General features: G+C 47.8%; 18 protein-coding genes. 9 read left to right on the top strand and 9 right to left on the bottom strand.

Annotated elements, in window-relative coordinates; all coding sequences use genetic code 11:
• Positions 1-68: 68 nt before the first annotated feature.
• Positions 69-722 carry a PAQR family membrane homeostasis protein TrhA gene (trhA, locus tag ACWYVB_RS18140; protein ID WP_005394044.1) on the top strand — a complete coding sequence of 218 codons (654 nt, stop codon included), beginning with the start codon at positions 69-71 and terminating at the stop codon, positions 720-722.
• 38 nt (positions 723-760) lie between these two features.
• Here the strand turns inward: trhA and ACWYVB_RS18135 are convergent, their stop codons facing one another.
• The 6 genes from ACWYVB_RS18135 to def all read right to left on the bottom strand — a co-directional run bounded on the left by ACWYVB_RS18135 (position 761) and on the right by def (position 7,130).
• The gene (locus ACWYVB_RS18135; protein ID WP_006742924.1) at positions 761-1,345 is read right to left on the bottom strand and encodes a DUF3157 family protein; all 585 of its coding nucleotides are present in this window, start codon (positions 1,343-1,345) and stop codon (positions 761-763) included.
• Between the two features lie 25 nt (positions 1,346-1,370).
• The gene (locus ACWYVB_RS18130) at positions 1,371-2,816 is read right to left on the bottom strand and encodes a TrkH family potassium uptake protein (protein WP_006742925.1); all 1,446 of its coding nucleotides are present in this window, start codon (positions 2,814-2,816) and stop codon (positions 1,371-1,373) included.
• A gap of 9 nt (positions 2,817-2,825) precedes the next feature.
• On the bottom strand, positions 2,826-4,202 hold the full coding sequence (gene trkA / locus ACWYVB_RS18125; RefSeq protein ID WP_005394041.1) for a Trk system potassium transporter TrkA: 1,377 nt from the start codon (positions 4,200-4,202) through the stop codon (positions 2,826-2,828).
• A 64-nt stretch (positions 4,203-4,266) separates the two neighbouring features.
• On the bottom strand, positions 4,267-5,550 hold the full coding sequence (gene rsmB / locus ACWYVB_RS18120) for a 16S rRNA (cytosine(967)-C(5))-methyltransferase RsmB (protein WP_005394040.1): 1,284 nt from the start codon (positions 5,548-5,550) through the stop codon (positions 4,267-4,269).
• A gap of 80 nt (positions 5,551-5,630) precedes the next feature.
• Complete coding sequence (gene fmt / locus ACWYVB_RS18115) at positions 5,631-6,578, bottom strand: methionyl-tRNA formyltransferase (RefSeq protein WP_005461453.1); 948 nt, start codon at positions 6,576-6,578, stop codon at positions 5,631-5,633.
• 33 nt (positions 6,579-6,611) lie between these two features.
• Positions 6,612-7,130 (bottom strand): peptide deformylase, encoded by a 519-nt coding sequence (gene def, locus ACWYVB_RS18110; RefSeq protein WP_005379068.1) that lies wholly within the window; start codon positions 7,128-7,130, stop codon positions 6,612-6,614.
• 138 nt (positions 7,131-7,268) lie between these two features.
• On the opposite strand from def, the gene ACWYVB_RS18105 reads away from it, so the two are divergent.
• The 4 genes from ACWYVB_RS18105 (at position 7,269) to ACWYVB_RS18090 (ending at position 10,589) form a co-directional block, all read left to right on the top strand.
• The gene (locus tag ACWYVB_RS18105; RefSeq protein ID WP_457529629.1) at positions 7,269-8,363 is read left to right on the top strand and encodes a LysM peptidoglycan-binding domain-containing protein; all 1,095 of its coding nucleotides are present in this window, start codon (positions 7,269-7,271) and stop codon (positions 8,361-8,363) included.
• Complete coding sequence (gene dprA / locus ACWYVB_RS18100; RefSeq protein ID WP_457529627.1) at positions 8,347-9,459, top strand: DNA-processing protein DprA; 1,113 nt, start codon at positions 8,347-8,349, stop codon at positions 9,457-9,459. Before ACWYVB_RS18105 ends, dprA begins: the two co-directional genes overlap by 17 nt.
• A gap of 2 nt (positions 9,460-9,461) precedes the next feature.
• A complete protein-coding gene (locus ACWYVB_RS18095; RefSeq protein ID WP_005379074.1) occupies positions 9,462-9,941 on the top strand; it encodes a DUF494 family protein in 480 nt (159 codons plus the stop codon).
• Between the two features lie 78 nt (positions 9,942-10,019).
• On the top strand, positions 10,020-10,589 hold the full coding sequence (locus tag ACWYVB_RS18090) for a DNA topoisomerase family protein (protein ID WP_258685910.1): 570 nt from the start codon (positions 10,020-10,022) through the stop codon (positions 10,587-10,589).
• A gap of 69 nt (positions 10,590-10,658) precedes the next feature.
• Here the strand turns inward: ACWYVB_RS18090 and ACWYVB_RS18085 are convergent, their stop codons facing one another.
• The gene (locus ACWYVB_RS18085) at positions 10,659-11,786 is read right to left on the bottom strand and encodes a 5-(carboxyamino)imidazole ribonucleotide synthase (protein ID WP_301568342.1); all 1,128 of its coding nucleotides are present in this window, start codon (positions 11,784-11,786) and stop codon (positions 10,659-10,661) included.
• Positions 11,787-11,790: 4 nt separating this feature from the next.
• Positions 11,791-12,276 carry a 5-(carboxyamino)imidazole ribonucleotide mutase gene (purE, locus tag ACWYVB_RS18080; protein WP_048625611.1) on the bottom strand — a complete coding sequence of 162 codons (486 nt, stop codon included), beginning with the start codon at positions 12,274-12,276 and terminating at the stop codon, positions 11,791-11,793.
• Between the two features lie 199 nt (positions 12,277-12,475).
• Here purE and ACWYVB_RS18075 point away from each other — a divergent pair, with 199 nt between their 5' ends.
• The 4 genes from ACWYVB_RS18075 to ACWYVB_RS18060 all read left to right on the top strand — a co-directional run bounded on the left by ACWYVB_RS18075 (position 12,476) and on the right by ACWYVB_RS18060 (position 15,200).
• Entirely contained in the window at positions 12,476-13,033 is a 558-nt protein-coding gene (locus ACWYVB_RS18075; RefSeq protein ID WP_268979927.1) for an L-threonylcarbamoyladenylate synthase, read from the top strand.
• A gap of 47 nt (positions 13,034-13,080) precedes the next feature.
• Complete coding sequence (hemF, locus tag ACWYVB_RS18070) at positions 13,081-13,998, top strand: oxygen-dependent coproporphyrinogen oxidase (RefSeq protein WP_457529624.1); 918 nt, start codon at positions 13,081-13,083, stop codon at positions 13,996-13,998.
• Positions 13,999-14,099: 101 nt separating this feature from the next.
• Positions 14,100-14,933 (top strand): shikimate dehydrogenase, encoded by an 834-nt coding sequence (gene aroE / locus ACWYVB_RS18065; RefSeq protein WP_104970007.1) that lies wholly within the window; start codon positions 14,100-14,102, stop codon positions 14,931-14,933.
• A gap of 3 nt (positions 14,934-14,936) precedes the next feature.
• Complete coding sequence (locus ACWYVB_RS18060; RefSeq protein ID WP_005461429.1) at positions 14,937-15,200, top strand: DUF1488 family protein; 264 nt, start codon at positions 14,937-14,939, stop codon at positions 15,198-15,200.
• 7 nt (positions 15,201-15,207) lie between these two features.
• Here the strand turns inward: ACWYVB_RS18060 and ACWYVB_RS18055 are convergent, their stop codons facing one another.
• Entirely contained in the window at positions 15,208-15,756 is a 549-nt protein-coding gene (locus ACWYVB_RS18055) for a gamma carbonic anhydrase family protein (RefSeq protein ID WP_012841274.1), read from the bottom strand.
• Positions 15,757-15,943: the final 187 nt, after the last annotated feature.

Below are 15,943 nucleotides of genomic sequence, written 5' to 3'. Positions count from 1 at the left end.
TAAGCTTACACGTGTAAGCCTAATGTGCCATACTAGAGCAAATTTCAAACTCTAGTATAGGCGCATTGATGTCTGAACTGCAGAAACCTCAATACAGTCAACGCGAAGAACTGGCCAATACCATCACTCATGGCATTGGGATGATTTTTGGTATTGTTGGCTTGATACTGCTGCTAATCAAAGCCATAGACCAGCAAGCTGATACGCTGACGCTGGCCAGTATGGCTGTCTATGGTGCGAGTATTATCGTGCTATTTTTGGCTTCGACGCTGTATCACGCAATTCCGCACCCCAACGCCAAACGCTGGCTAAAAACTTTCGATCACTGCGCCATCTATTTGCTCATTGCTGGCAGTTATACGCCTTTTTTGTTGGTGAGTTTACGTACGCCGCTCGCGTTTGGTTTGATGATTGTCATCTGGACCATTGCTCTACTCGGCATCATTATGAAAGTCGCGTTTGTTTACCGATTTAAAAAGCTTTCCTTGATGACGTATTTGGTCATGGGCTGGCTGTCGTTGATTGTGATTTATCAGTTGGCGATCAACTTGGATATTGGCGGACTGACATTACTCGCAGCTGGTGGGATTGTGTATTCACTGGGGGTGATTTTCTACGTTGCGAAGCGTATTCCATTCAATCATGCGATTTGGCACGGCTTCGTTTTAGCGGGTTGTGTGTGTCACTTTTTCGCAATTTATTATTTTGTCGAGCCTATCTAACGGATAGAGATAAACTCGACAAAACATGTGTTATCACATTAACGAGTTTTCACTTCTAACACTTTGGCTGAAAACTGGTATTGCTGAGACTGCGGCACTGCCAGTTTGATGCTTTTACCCTGTTCTGCTTGTTGTGGTCGCAGGTAAGTATCCGCCATTCGCTTGATGGATTGCCAAACTGTGACTTTTTCTTTCGCCAGTTGCTGGCCAGACATATCAAATACCAGAACTTCCACTTCAACTTGAATCACCGATTGTGAGCTTTGATTGGTAATGGACGTTGGCAGTACGAGCTCACCATCTTGATAGCTCGCGGAGCCAATCAGTACGTCGACACCAGAGTCAGACAGCTGCATGGTTGGCTTTTTGGCGTTTACCACCACAGTAGTGCCAACAGTTTTCGTCACAACTGGAATTGTCGCAATTGCGGGAGCTGCGATCGTTTCAACCGCGCCTATTGTCGCTTGCGTCTCTGTTGCTTGCTGCGCAGGTTTTTTCATGACGTATTCCCAAGTAAAGTCATCGTTTAACTTCACTTCTCGACCATCGGCTAAAGTGATGACTTCAGCGGCGTATGTGGATGAGGCGGCAAGTAGGGTCGCCAGAGTAATCCATGTTTTCATTGTTATACCTTTTATTTGTGTCTGCTTAACGGCGCCAAAACGCAGGGAAGAACAGTACAAGAATAGTCAGAATTTCCAAGCGGCCCATTAACATGCCAAAGCTCAGGAGCCACTTGGCGGTATCTGGCAGAGGCGCGAAGTTACCCGTTGGTCCAATCACGCTTCCCATACCTGGGCCGACGTTGGCTACCGCAGTGATGGCACCAGAGATGCTAGTGATGGGGTCTAAACCCAGCGCACTCAAGCAACCCGCGATGAAGATGATGGTGATAAAGAACATCAAGCCAAACGCGACCACCGAGCGAACAATGTCATCATTCACTGGGCGTTGGTTGTAGCGCTGTACAAACACACCTGAAGGGTGAATCAATTTCATCATCTGTTTGTTCAGCAGTGTCATTGCGATTTGGAAACGGAAGATTTTGATCCCGCCAGACGTTGATCCTGAGCATGCCCCCGCCATCATTAAGAAGGCAAAAAGAGTTGTGGGTAATGCGCCCCACGCGGTGAAGTCCTCTAAGCCAAAGCCGGTTGTGGTGACGACAGAGACGATATTAAACATCGACACTCGTAGCGCATCCAAAATGGTGTATCCGTCTCGAATCACTAACCAAGCTGAAATCACTAAGCTTGAGAACACGAACAGGTACGCGAATCCTCGAACTTGAGCGTCGTTAACCAACACATCAATACGGCGTTTACGTAACGCGGCGATGAAGAGCAAAAATGGCAAGCCACCTAAGAACATAAAGGTAGTGGCCACCCAGTGTGCGCCATTAGAGAAGTGGTTCATCGACCCGTCGGATGTAGAGTATCCGCCCGTTGATAGCGTGGTAAAGGCGTGATTGATCGCTTCAAACAGGTTCATGCCTGTGACCAAGTAGCCCACAATGCATAAGCCAGTAAGCATCAAATAAACTGCTACGATGTTTTTGGCGACCGTTTTTGCTCTCGGGCTACTTTTATCCGACCAGTCGGATGATTCGGTTTGGAATAGTTTCATACCACCGACATTGAGCATAGGTAGCACCGCCACCGCCATTACGATAAAACCAATCCCCCCAAGCCACTGCAAGATAGAACGCCACAACAAAATACTTGGCGCCATGTTGTCTAAACCGCTGAGCACTGTGGAACCAGTGGTAGTAATGCCTGACATGGTTTCAAAGTAGGCGTCAGTGAAGCTGATGTGGTTGATGAACACAAACGGCAAGGCGGCAAACGCACTCGCGATGGTCCAAACCAAACTGGTGATAAGGAACATATCGCGTACGCTGAGTTTGAACTTGGCGGTTCGACCGATCGTGAGGCAGATGAAGGCGGCAAGGTGCGTGATCACAACGGCTTGGGCGAAATCGAGAAATCCCCCCGTACCAGTGAAGAAAGCGACCAAAGTCGGCACGTACATAAACAGGGCCAGTTTGGATAAAACCAGCCCGATAACAAATAGTACGGGACGTAAGTTGACCATAGGAAAATCCTAGAGGAAGAATGGACTCGGCTGGAATAGCGCTTCGACGTCTGATACGTATTTTTTGTTGACCAGGAACATCACCACATGGTCATCCTGCTCGATGACCGTACGGTCGTGGGCAATAAGGACTTCTTCGCCACGAACGATAGCACCAATGGTGGTCCCAGGTGGGAGCTTAATATCTCCAATCGCACGTCCAACCACTTTGGATGTACTTTCATCACCGTGAGCGACGGCTTCAATTGCTTCCGCAGCGCCGCGGCGAAGTGAGGATACGTTAACGATATCAGCGCGACGAACGTGCGTTAGCAAGGCTGAAATAGTGGCTTGCTGAGGTGAGATCGCCACATCAATTACGCCGCCTTGTACCAGATCTACATAAGCGCCACGTTGGATCAGCACCATTACTTTTTTCGCACCCATGCGTTTTGCCAACATCGCAGACATGATGTTGGTTTCATCTTCGTTGGTCAGCGCGATGAAGACGTCGACTTGGTCGATGTTCTCTTCCGAGAGAAGCTCTTGGTCTGCCGCGTCGCCGCAGAACACGATGGTGTTTTCTAGCTCTTCTGACAGTTTTTCTGCACGTTGGTAGTTACGTTCAATCAGCTTCACGCTGTAGTTTTGTTCTAAGCGCTTTGCGAGACTGGCACCAATGTTACCCCCGCCAACAATCATGATGCGGCGGTACGGTTTTTCTAGGCGCTGAAGCTCACTCATCACTGAGCGAATATGATTACTTGCTGCAACGAAGAACACTTCATCATCGGCTTCAATAATGGTGGTGCCTTGCGGGCGAATCGGACGGCCTTGACGGAAAATCGCTGCCACACGGGTATCGATGTGCGGCATGTGCTCACGCAAAGCAGACAGCGCGTTACCCACCAACGGGCCACCGTAGTAGGCTTTTACTGCGACTAGGCTGACTTTCTGTTCAGCAAAGCTTACCACTTGCAGCGCGCCCGGGTATTGGATCAGACGTTCGATGTAGCTCGTAACGAGTTCTTCTGGGGCGATAAGGTGATCGACAGGAATGGCGCCAGATTTAAACAGGGCTTCTTTTTCTGCCAAGTATTCTGGAGAGCGAATACGTGCAACGCGGTTTGGGGTGTTGAATAGAGTGAACGCGACCTGGCAGGCGGCCATGTTGGTTTCATCAGTGTTGGTCACCGCGACGAGCATATCGGCGTCTTGCGCACCAGCTTCGTGCAGCACGTCGGGGTGGCTCGCATGGCCATTGACCACACGCAGGTCGTATTTGTCCTGTAATTCGCGCAGTCGGTCGGCATTGTTGTCGACGATGGTGATGTCGTTGTTTTCACCCACTAGGTTTTCTGCCAGTGTGCCGCCAACCTGACCTGCACCAAGAATAATGATCTTCATACTCTTTTCTCGTTATCTGAAAAAGGCGATTGAAATCACTCCAATCGCCCTATTTAGCATGCTGTTACGCGTGTGTTTTGGTTAGCACTGCGTAGTAGAAACCATCCATGTCTTCTTCGCCTGGTAGAATTTGACGACCAGGCTGGTCGGGATCAGAATCCAGCAGTTGCGCATCCGCGGTACGTGCTAAAAACGCTTTTACTTGCTCCACGTTTTCTTGCGGTGTGATTGAACAAGTCGCGTAAACCATTGTGCCGCCGGGTTTCAGCTGCGTCCACATGGCATCAAAAATTTCACTTTGTAGCTCTGCTAATGCGGCGATGTCGTCTGCACGACGTAGCCATTTGATGTCTGGGTGACGACGAATCACGCCAGTCGCAGAACATGGGGCATCCAGCAAAATGCGATCAAATTGCTCGCCTTGCCACCATTCTTGTGGATTACGCGCATCACCGCAAACCACTTTTGCCTGAAGGTTGAGACGCTTCAGGTTTTCATGCACACGTTTCAGGCGTGTGTCGTCGCAGTCAATCGCGACCACTTCACTGCCCGACGTGCGCTCTAGAATGTGCGCCGTCTTGCCACCTGGCGCAGCACAGCAATCTAAAATCAGCTCGCCGTCTTGTGGTTTTAGATAGTTGATCGAGAGCTGCGCTGCCGCATCTTGTACCGAAACCCAACCTTTATCAAAGCCAGGTAGCTTCATCACGTCACATGGTGCGGCCAATTTTATGGCGTCCATTGCTTCTGTGTGTGGCGTGCTATCAATGTTTTCATTTTTGAGCAGCGCAAGGTATTCATCTCGAGTGTGGTGTTGGTGATTTACACGCAGCCACATTGGTGCTTTTTGGTTATTCGCTTCAACAATGCTTTCCCATTGCTGTGGGTAGGCCTCTTGCAGCAGTTTTAGTAACCAGCTTGGGTGACCGTACTTGCCAGCGTTGTTGCTGACAGCCATTTGGTCGAGTTCTTCTTGGTTGCGTTGGTAGTTACGCAATACAGCGTTAATCAAACCACGCAGACGAGGACCTTTCAGCTCTTTAGTGCCTTCAACCGTTTCACCGACTGCTGCGTGCGCAGGAATACGCATGAAGCTCAGTTGGTAAATACCAACCAGAATTAGGTGATGGAATACACGTTGTTTGCCTTTGAGCGGCTTATCCATCAACTGGTTTGCGATCATTTCTAGGCGAGGTAGGTAACGTAGCGCACCGTAACAGATCTCTTGTAGCAGAGCGTGGTCACGAGGTCGTACCGTTTGTTGAGCCGCTGGAAGAGCGCTTGAAAGTGAGTGGCCCTTGTCGACGACAAGATACAGGACGTTAGCAGCCGCAGCGCGAACATTCATGATGAGTACCTTAAAGTAAAGGAGGGCATCTCTGCCCTCTAAAAGTTCGTATTATTGGGGATGATTACCCCTAGTATGGCTTAAACCAGCAGAGTGCCGACTTCAAACCAAGCTGCACGTGAGTTCAGAATATCCTGAACTGACATGGCTTTTTTGCCAGGAACTTGCAGTTGCTCTAGCACCAGTACGCCGTTGCCTGTCGCAACATAGATACCGGTTTTATCTGCTTGCACGATGGTGCCGGCTGGCTTGTCACTGGTTTGCTCTGCCACACGGCTTTGCCATACTTTGATGCTGTTTTCTGCCGCCTCAAAGTGGCTCATTGGCCATGGGTTAAAGGCACGAACGCAGCGCTCAATGTGCGCCGCATCGTCGTTCCAGTTAATGCGTGCTTCTTCTTTGCTGAGTTTTTTCGCGTAGTTCGCTAGCTCATCGTCTTGCTTCACTGGCACTGCTTTACCCGCAGCAATGTCGGCTAAGCAGTCAATCAGGGCTTCTGGGCCAAGCTCAGCCAATTTTTCGTACATTGAAGCGCTGGTATCTGTCGCTTCGATTGGCAGAGTTGCAATCTTCAGCATATCACCAGTGTCGAGACCGATGTCCATCTGCATGATGGTCACGCCCGTTTCTGCATCGCCCGCCCAAATAGAGCGTTGGATTGGAGCCGCACCACGCCAACGAGGTAGGATAGAACCATGTACGTTGATACAACCCAGCTTAGGGGTATCAAGAACCGCCTGTGGCAGTAGCATACCGTATGCCACGACAACCATGAGATCGGCGTTCAGATCGGCAAGTTCTTGTTTCGCTTCGTCGGACTTAAAGCTTTCAGGTTGGTAAACCGGGATGTTGTGTTCCAGCGCCAGTTGTTTTACCGGTGGCGCAGCCAATTTCTTGCCACGACCCGCTGGACGATCTGGGTTTGTGTAAACCGCGATGACTTCATGCTCCGAAGACAACAACGCCGCCAAGTGACGGGCGGCGAAATCCGGAGTACCTGCAAAGACAATACGTAAAGACTGACTCAAGGTAGGCTTCCTTCTAATTGGTATGGTTCGAGATTAAGCGTTTTGCTGCTTCTCGTTAAAGCGTTTGATTTTTGCTAGCTTGTCCTGAATGCGTTTGCGTTTCAGTGGCGATAGGTAATCCACGAACAGCTTACCTTGTAAGTGATCAAGCTCGTGTTGAACACAAATCGCTAGCAGGTCGTCGGCTTCGAAGGTGAACTCTTTGCCATCACGATCCAGTGCTTTAACGGTAACTTCTGCAGCGCGAGGCACAAGTGCGCGTGCACCTGGTACCGACAGACAGCCTTCTTCGATGCCATCTTCGCCACGCTTTTCCAGAATCTCAGGGTTGATTAGCACCATCGGCTCATCGCGAGTTTCTGAAATATCAATCACTACGATACGTTTGTGGATATCAACCTGCGTTGCAGCAAGGCCAATACCTTCTTCGTCGTACATGGTTTCAATCATGTCATCGACGATTTTTTGAATCTCAGGCGTCACCGCTTCAACAGGCTTTGCGACTGTGCGCAGGCGATCATCCGGGAATGTTAATACTTGTAATACAGACATATTCACTCGAAATATTGAACTGTGCCGAAACAGCACAAACCTTGTTGGCTCAATTCTAGACATTTTATAGCCTAAATGACAGCATCCTTGCACCAATTTCCATTCTGGTTCCTGCTTAATAGACTAAGGACGAGGGTCATGAATCGAATTTTCCGCAACGTTGCCAGTGTTACGTTGCCGTTACTTTTCTCTTTCAACGCTGTAGCAAATGTGGATGCGAAACCACTGACTGTTAAAGATGATGCGCCACAAACATATGTAGTCGTGAAGGGCGATACGCTATGGGATATTTCGGCCATGTACTTGGATAGCCCGTGGTTGTGGCCTCGTTTGTGGCAAGTCAATCCAGACATCGATAACCCTCATTTAATTTATCCCGGAGATAAGCTGTCTTTGGTGTGGATTAACGGTCAGCCCGTGTTGAGCCTAAAACCGGTTAAGAAGCTGAGCCCGAAAGCTCGCATCACGGAAAAGAAAGCCGTACCAACGGTCGCGGAAGGTTTGGTGATGCCTTACCTTAAATCGGATCGGTTGCTAGATAAAGATTCGTTGAACAGAGCAGCAAAAGTGATGGGTAGCAGCAAAGGCAGTAAGTATCTGACTGCAGAAGATGTGCTGTATATCAATGGCAATCAGACCGCGACAGGTTGGGCTATTTACCGACCAGTAGCTACCTTTTCGCGTGACGATGTGTCCGAAGAGATTACCGCGCTGCGTTTGATTGCCAAAGGCGAGCTCGTTGAAGCTTCGAGTGATTATTCAGGTTTGAAGCTTACATCGCAAATGCAAGAAATCCTACGTAACGATATCGCGTTGCCAAATCAATCGGTTGAGAATACTGACTTCACGACTACGTTCTATCCGCTGCCGTCGCCACAAGGCAGTTCTGCAAAGTTGCTAGGTAATATCGAAGGTATTCGCTTTAGTTCAACTAACCAAGTCGTGGTGATTGATAAAGGCACGTCAGACAGTCTGAAACAAGGCAGTGTGTTTGATTTAAAAGAAGACGCGCACCCAGTTTACAAAGACGGCGATGAGTTCAAGAAAGAGTTTGGCGTGCTTGATAAGAAAATCACTCTGCCACAGAGTAAAGTTGGCGAATTGCTTGTGATTCGTCCTTATGAGTACTTTAGCTTGGCGTTGATCACAACCAGCACTAAACCCATTAATAAAGAGGTCTCTGTGGTTTCGCCTCTGACGCAAGAGCCGACCACCAATGAAACCACGCAATAACGACAGTGACCTTGCTGCCTGGTTAAAACTGAGTTGTTTACCAGGCATTGGCGGGGTCAAAATGAATAAGCTACTGGCAAGAGACACGCCGCGTAACATCGTAAACTTCTCTCCCGAACAGCTACAACAACTTGGGTTAACAACTAAGCAAATTCAAGCTTGGGCTTCAACAGATAAAGAAGTTGATGCCTGTTTAAGTTGGCTTGAGGCTTCTACAAATCATCATATCCTGACACTGACTGACCCGCTTTATCCACCTCAACTCAAACAAATCGTTGCGCCGCCACCTCTGCTTTTTGTTCAAGGAAATTCTACTTGTCTTTCGCAGCCACAAATAGCAATGGTTGGCAGCCGAAATGCGAGTATTGATGGCTTACAGCATGCACGCCACTTTGCAGCAGAATTTGTTCAGCACGATTTTATTGTCACTAGTGGTCTAGCTTTAGGCATTGACGGTCATGCGCATGATGGTGCGTTGCAAGCCAAAGGTAAGACGATTGCGGTGCTGGGATCTGGCTTAGAAAATATTTATCCGGCACGTCATCGTGGTTTAGCGCAACGTGTTATTGAACATGGGGCTTTGGTGTCTGAGTTTCGCCCCAATGCCAAGCCGCGCCCGGAAAACTTCCCGCGTCGAAACCGCATTATTAGCGGATTATCGCTAGGTGTGTTAGTTGTGGAAGCGGCGGAAAGGAGTGGCTCGTTAATTACTGCTCGTTACGCGCTTGAGCAAGGTCGAGAAGTGTTTGCGCTGCCAGCTTCGATAAATGCCCCTAATGCCAGCGGTGGCAACCAGTTGATACGTCATGGTGCTTGCCTCGTAGAAAAGACGAAAGATGTCTTAGATGAAATACAGTCTTTGCTTGATTGGTCTATTAATCAGAGTACCGATTTATTTTCTACGTTAAATGATGAAGAAGAATTGCCATTTCCTCAGCTGTTAGCTAACGTAGGAAGTGAAGCTACACCGGTTGATATTCTTGCAAACAGGACCAATATACCTGTCCAGGAAGTCATGATGCAGCTCTTAGAGTTAGAACTCTCTGGGCATGTCGTTGCGGTTTCAGGTGGCTATATTCGAAAGGGGAGGGGCTAGCTATGATGATGGATATACTGATGTATCTATTCGAAACCTACATCCATAGCGATGCAGAGTTACAGGTCGAACAAGACGAGTTGGAAGAAGAGCTGCTCCGTGCAGGCTTCCAACAAAAAGATATCTACAAAGCCCTTGTCTGGTTAGAAGAGCTTGCCGCATTGCAGCAAAGTGACACCTCTTCTGCAATCTCGACTTGCATGGCTTCGTCATCAACTCGTATCTACACAGCGAAAGAGATGCAGCGTTTAGATTTGGAATGCCGAGGGTTTTTATTGTTTCTCGAGCAAATCAATGTGTTAACCACAGAAACTCGCGAAATGGTGATTGACCGAGTTATGGGTCTAGAAACGAGCGAGTTTGAGCTTGAAGACCTCAAATGGATCATTTTGATGGTGCTGTTTAATGTGCCTGGTAATGAAAACGCTTATACGCTAATGGAAGAGCTGTTGTACACCAAGGAACAAGGGATTCTTCACTAACCCAATCTAGGCAAGTTCGAGTTTAGCTAGCAAGAACGCGAGCTTGTCTTTTGGTGTGTTTTTCACGAAACGGTAAGTATGAGTAGTAAAATCGACAACACCCTTTTCTCTGCCCATGAACACGCATTGGAACATGAGCCGTGTCCTAAATGTGGCAGTGAATTGATCCTCAAACATGGCAAACACGGTCCCTTTCTTGGCTGTAGCCACTACCCAAGCTGTGATTACATCAAAGCCCTGCATAACAATGATGGACACATCGTCAAAGAGCTTGGCGTTCCTTGTCCAGATTGTGGTAACGAGTTGGTATTACGCCAAGGGCGTTATGGCATGTTTGTTGGTTGCAGTAACTATCCGGCTTGCCATCATATTGAGTCGATTAATCAACCTGAGCCAGAAAAGCAGCCGCAAGAGAAACACGCGTGTCCTGAATGTGGTAAAGGTCATTTAGTTGAACGTAAGACGCGCTTTGGTAAAACTTTCTACGCATGTGATAACTACCCTAAATGCAAATTTGCAGTGAATGTCCCTCCGGTTAAAGGGAGATGCGAAGAATGTGGTTTTACGTTGTTGGTGGAGAAGAAACTCGCCAGTGGTGTGAAATTGCAATGTGCCAACCGTAAGTGCCAGCACACCCAACAAGGGTAAATACATCAAAGGAATTAAAAAGGGTCGCATCGTGCGACCCTTTGTGGTTTTTGGGGCTAGATTTTAGCGTTATGCTTGTTTCGCAAACTCGTGCACGGCTGGGAATGCCATTGGATCTAAGACATCCGCGAGAGCGCACAACCTACGGTGTAATTCTCCTGGGTAGTCACCACATACGTTGATGTGACCCATTTTTCGCCCTTCACGCTTCTCTTTGCCGTACCAATGGATGTGACAACCATCCATGGCGAGAAGCGCTTCTGGCAACGTATCTTCACCAAGAATATTCACCATCGAGGTTTCGCGAATCAGTTTGGTGCTGCCTAACGGCAAGCCGCATACGGCGCGCAGGTGGTTCTCGAACTGACAGGTTTCTGCACCTTGCTGTGTCCAGTGACCAGAGTTGTGCACTCGTGGGGCAATCTCATTCACTAACAGCGTGCCATCGACATCAAAGAATTCGAGCGCCAATACACCAACGTAATCTAGGCTATCTGCGACGGCCGTGAGCATCTGCTTGGCTTGGGCTTGCAGTTCTGGCGCATCAATTGCGGTGGATAAGCTCAGTACGCCATTGATGTGAACGTTTTCTGCTAGAGGGTAAACTTCAACGCAGCCATCTTTGCTTCGAGCACCAACTAGTGATACTTCGCGGTTAAAAGGAACAAACTCTTCAGCAACAATCGCTTGAGTTGGTGTTGCCGCGATGCACTCTGCCATCTCAGTCCAAATGTCGTCGACTTGAGAAGCTTCTTTTAAGCGCCATTGACCTTTACCATCGTAACCTCCCAATGCACTTTTCAGAACCATTGGCATACCAACGTGTTCAATTGCGCGCTCAAAGTCTTCACGAGTTTCAATCACGTAGTATTTCGCGTTGCGCACGCCAGCATCATCAAGCAGTGCTTTTTCAATACGGCGATCACCACCTGCTTTGATGGCTTGCGTACTTGGTAGGAACTTGCCGCTCGCTTCGCAAACCTTGAGCACGTCATGTGGAATATGCTCGAACTCGGCAGTAATCGCATCAACTTGCGTAATCGCATTTTCCAAGCCATGGCCAAGTACCTGTTGAGTTAAAGGATGAACGACATCACCGCTGCTGACATCGTAAGCTGAAATTTGAATATTCAATGGCGCACCAGCCAGAGACATCATGCGAGCCAACTGACCCGCACCAAGAACCAGTACATGCATCTGATTAATCCTCAGCTGGATTTGGGTTAGCCAGTACGGTTTCCGTCTGTTCATTGCGGAACGCTTCTACCTTCGCCATGATGCTTTCGTCATGAGTGCCTAGTATTTGCGCCGCTAGGATACCGGCGTTTGCTGCGCCCGCTTCGCCAATCGCTAACGTACCGACGGCAATGCCTTTTGGCATTTGTACAATAGATAGCAGAGAGTCCATGCCTTTTAGTGCGCGAGACTGAACTGGAACACCGAGTACAGGAATGCTAGTAAATGCAGCTGCCATACCTGGTAGGTGAGCTGCACCGCCTGCACCGGCGATGATCACTTTGATACCACGTTCTTTCGCGCTGCTGGCGTAGTCCGCCAGTAATTGAGGAGTTCGGTGTGCTGACACGACTTTTGTTTCGTAAGGTACGCCAAATTGGTCTAGCATGTCTGCTGCTAGTTTCATGGTTGGCCAATCGGATTTAGAACCCATGATGATACCGACTTTCATCTCAAACTCCTTCAAGCTGCAAAATTAGGTGAGCTGATAAATTTGTGCGCATTATACGGGGATTTTTATCTCAAGCAAACGTTTGCGTCTTGTTGTTGACGCTATTGATACATTTTATAAAAAAATTGCTTTAGTGTCTGAGAATGAATATTTGTACACTTAGTGAAAATAATACAGTAAGACAATCAGGAAGTAATCGGTGGATAACTTTGAACAAGTGCTCAACGCACTACAACAAGGCGAAGTGATTGCCTACCCAACAGAAGGGGTTTTTGGTGTCGGATGCGATCCAGATAACCCAGAAGCAATTCAAAAACTGCTGGAGCTCAAGCAGCGCCCGGTGGAAAAAGGGCTGATTCTGATCGCTGCAAGTTATGAGCAGCTCTTGCCGTATATTGATGAATCTCAACTGACTCGAGAACAATTAGCGACCGTTCATGCAACTTGGCCAGGTCCATACACTTGGATCATGCCTGCGAGCGATAAAGTCTCCAACTGGGTTTCAGGGCAGTTTGATTCAATTGCAGTTCGTGTGACTGATCATCCTTTGGTTCAAAAGATGTGTAATGCATTCGGAAAGCCGTTAACCTCTACCAGCGCGAATCTTTCCGGCTTGCCACCGTGTATGACCACGGAAGAAGTCGAAGAGCAATTGGGTGACAAGCTGGTGGTCATTCTTCGTGGTGAAACCAGCGGTCGTGATAAACCCAGCGAGATTCGTGACGCCAAGACTTCACAAATATTAAGACAGGGCTAACCCTGCTTGCCAGTCATCAACCGGTATCACGTAATAGGTAATAACGTATGTCAGCAATCGATAAGCACGCCGTAAAGCAGTTCCTGATGTCACTTCAGGACTCCATTTGTCAGCAGTTAGAACAAGAAGATGGAGAGGCCGTCTTTGTCGAGGATGCATGGCATCGTGAACCGGGCGAACGTCTTGGTGGCGGTGGGCGCTCACGTGTTATGCGTGATGGCCTTGTTTTCGAGCAAGGTGGGGTGAACTTCTCGCATGTAGAAGGGAAAGAAATGCCAGCATCTGCGACGGCACATCGTCCGGAGCTAGCGGGTCGCCGTTTTGAAGCGATGGGGGTCTCTTTGGTTATCCATCCCAAAAACCCTTACGTCCCAACTTCTCATGCGAATGTGCGTTTCTTTATCGCCGAGAAAGAGGGCGAAGAACCAATTTGGTGGTTTGGTGGTGGTTTCGACCTGACACCTTTCTATCCTTTCGAAGAAGATTGTCAGTCATGGCACGATACAGCTAAGGCAATCTGTGCCCCATTTGGTGAAGAAGTATATGCTGAACACAAAGCGTGGTGTGATAAGTACTTCTTCTTGCCACACCGAAATGAAACTCGTGGTGTTGGTGGTTTGTTCTTTGATGATTTGAATCACTGGGAGTTTGATAAGTGTTTTGATTACATCAAAGCGGTGGGTGAAGGCTATTACCAAGCTTATTTGCCGATCGTGTCTCGTCGTAAAGACATCGAATATGGCGAGCGCGAACGTGAATTCCAACTTTACCGTCGTGGTCGTTATGTTGAGTTCAACTTAGTGTACGACCGTGGCACTTTATTCGGTTTACAAAGTGGTGGGCGTACCGAGTCGATTCTGATGTCGATGCCGCCGTTAGCGCGATGGGAGTACCGCTACGAACCAGAAGCAGGAACGCCTGAAGCCGAACTTTACGATCGATACCTGAAACCACGCGAATGGTAAGCACGGAATCTCCTTTTCTATATAGATAGATAGTGATAGGGTCATCCGTAATCAGATGGCCCTGTTTTCTCTATATCTAAGTAAGGAATAAAGGTAAGGAAATGACCCTGCAAATCGATCGTTACGCCGTGTTTGGTAACCCTATCGGGCACAGCAAGTCGCCATTTATCCATACACTCTTTGCTCGTCAAACTAATCAGTCCCTAACATACACCGCAGAATGTGCGCCTGTGGGTGGATTTATCGAAGCGGCGAAAGCATTTTTTGCTGACGGCGGCAAAGGCTGTAACGTGACCTTGCCTTTTAAAGAAGATGCCTATCAATTTGCCAGCCGTTTGACCGAGCGTGCTCAGCTTGCTGGAGCAGTGAATACACTTAAGAAGCTTGATGATGGTGAAATCATTGGTGATAACACTGATGGTGCAGGCTTAGTGCAGGACTTGTTGCAACATCAAGTCGTTTTAGAAGGCGCACGCATCCTTATCATAGGTGCTGGTGGTGCCGCTCGAGGAGTGATTAAACCATTGCTCGATCAAAAACCAACATCTCTAACGATAACTAATCGTACATTTTCCAAAGCCGAAGAATTGGCAGAATTGTTTTCTGCATATGGCCCTGTTACAGCAAAAGAGATGAATACCATTGCTGAAGAGTACGACGTCGTAATCAACTCCACGTCTGCATCATTGAGTGGTGAGTTACCTGCAATCTCTTCTTCGGTATTTGCCACCAATAGTACAAGCTACGACATGATGTATGGCAAAGGTGATACCACATTTAACCAATGGGCTAAGCAACACGGTGCGGCACATGCTTATGATGGTTTAGGTATGTTAGTTGGCCAAGCTGCTGAGAGTTTTATGTTATGGCGCGGTCTTCGTCCTGGAGCTAAACAGATTTTGCGTGAATTAAGAAAGAACCTTGAAGGTCAATAAGCGATGAATCAATCCATCTTATTCCCAGACATGCAATCATGGGATGAAGTATCACAATCAGTAAACTTTGCGGCGCAACAATCTGGTGCGCTAATAGAATGCTTTGTGACGAAACAAAAGTTAGAAAAGTTATCTGGCTCAGAGTTAGATACGGAGCAGGCCGTGATCTCTGCTTTTATTGACTACCGATTTGATCTGGAAGAAATAGCAGAAGAGTTAATAGAAGATGAAGCCTTCAATGAAGAAGGCCATATCATCATTGGTTAACAGACCTTTAGTTCAAGTCTTCTACTTCATGTAAGTAGTCGTTTTTGTTTTGAACATAGTTATTGGCAGACTTTTGCAAAAAAGCTCGTTCTTTTTCTGATAGAGGGCGAGCTTGCTTTACTGGGCTTCCAACATATAAGTAGCCACTTTCTAATACTTTCCCAGGTGGCACTAAACTGCCTGCTCCGATCATCACCTCTGACTCAATTACAACAGCATCTAAAACAATAGCTCCCATACCAACCAAAACACGATCGTGGATCTCACAACCGTGCAGCATCACTTTGTGGCCAATCGTAACGTCATTGCCAATTATAAGTGGGTAGCCGTTTGGGTTTTCGGCGTTCTTATGGGTGACATGCAAAACACTACCATCTTGAATATTCGTTCGATCGCCAATGTGAATGTGGTTTACATCGCCTCGCGCCGCTACCAATGGCCAAATGCTAGAATCATCGCCAATTCGGATATCACCGACTAAAACAGAGGTTGGGTCAACGTAAACACGCTCACCAAGTTCAGGCTTTATACCTTTGTAGCTTCTAATTGAGCTCATCTTTTCTCCTTATTAGGGGCGATTACTGGGGACATGGAGGTAGAATAGTAGTGAAAACTCGCCTTTTAGAATAAAAAACACCCAAACGATAAAAAAATCAAAAAAAACGTGAAAAAGGGCTTGCCAATGTGATCGCAATCTCTATAATGCCACCTCGCTGACACGGCAACGCTTCGAAAGAAACGAA

The organism is Vibrio sp. JZG10, from assembly GCF_054064075.1.
Note: the sequence above shows the minus strand (reverse complement) of the source record. Positions and strands in the feature narration are given on the sequence as shown.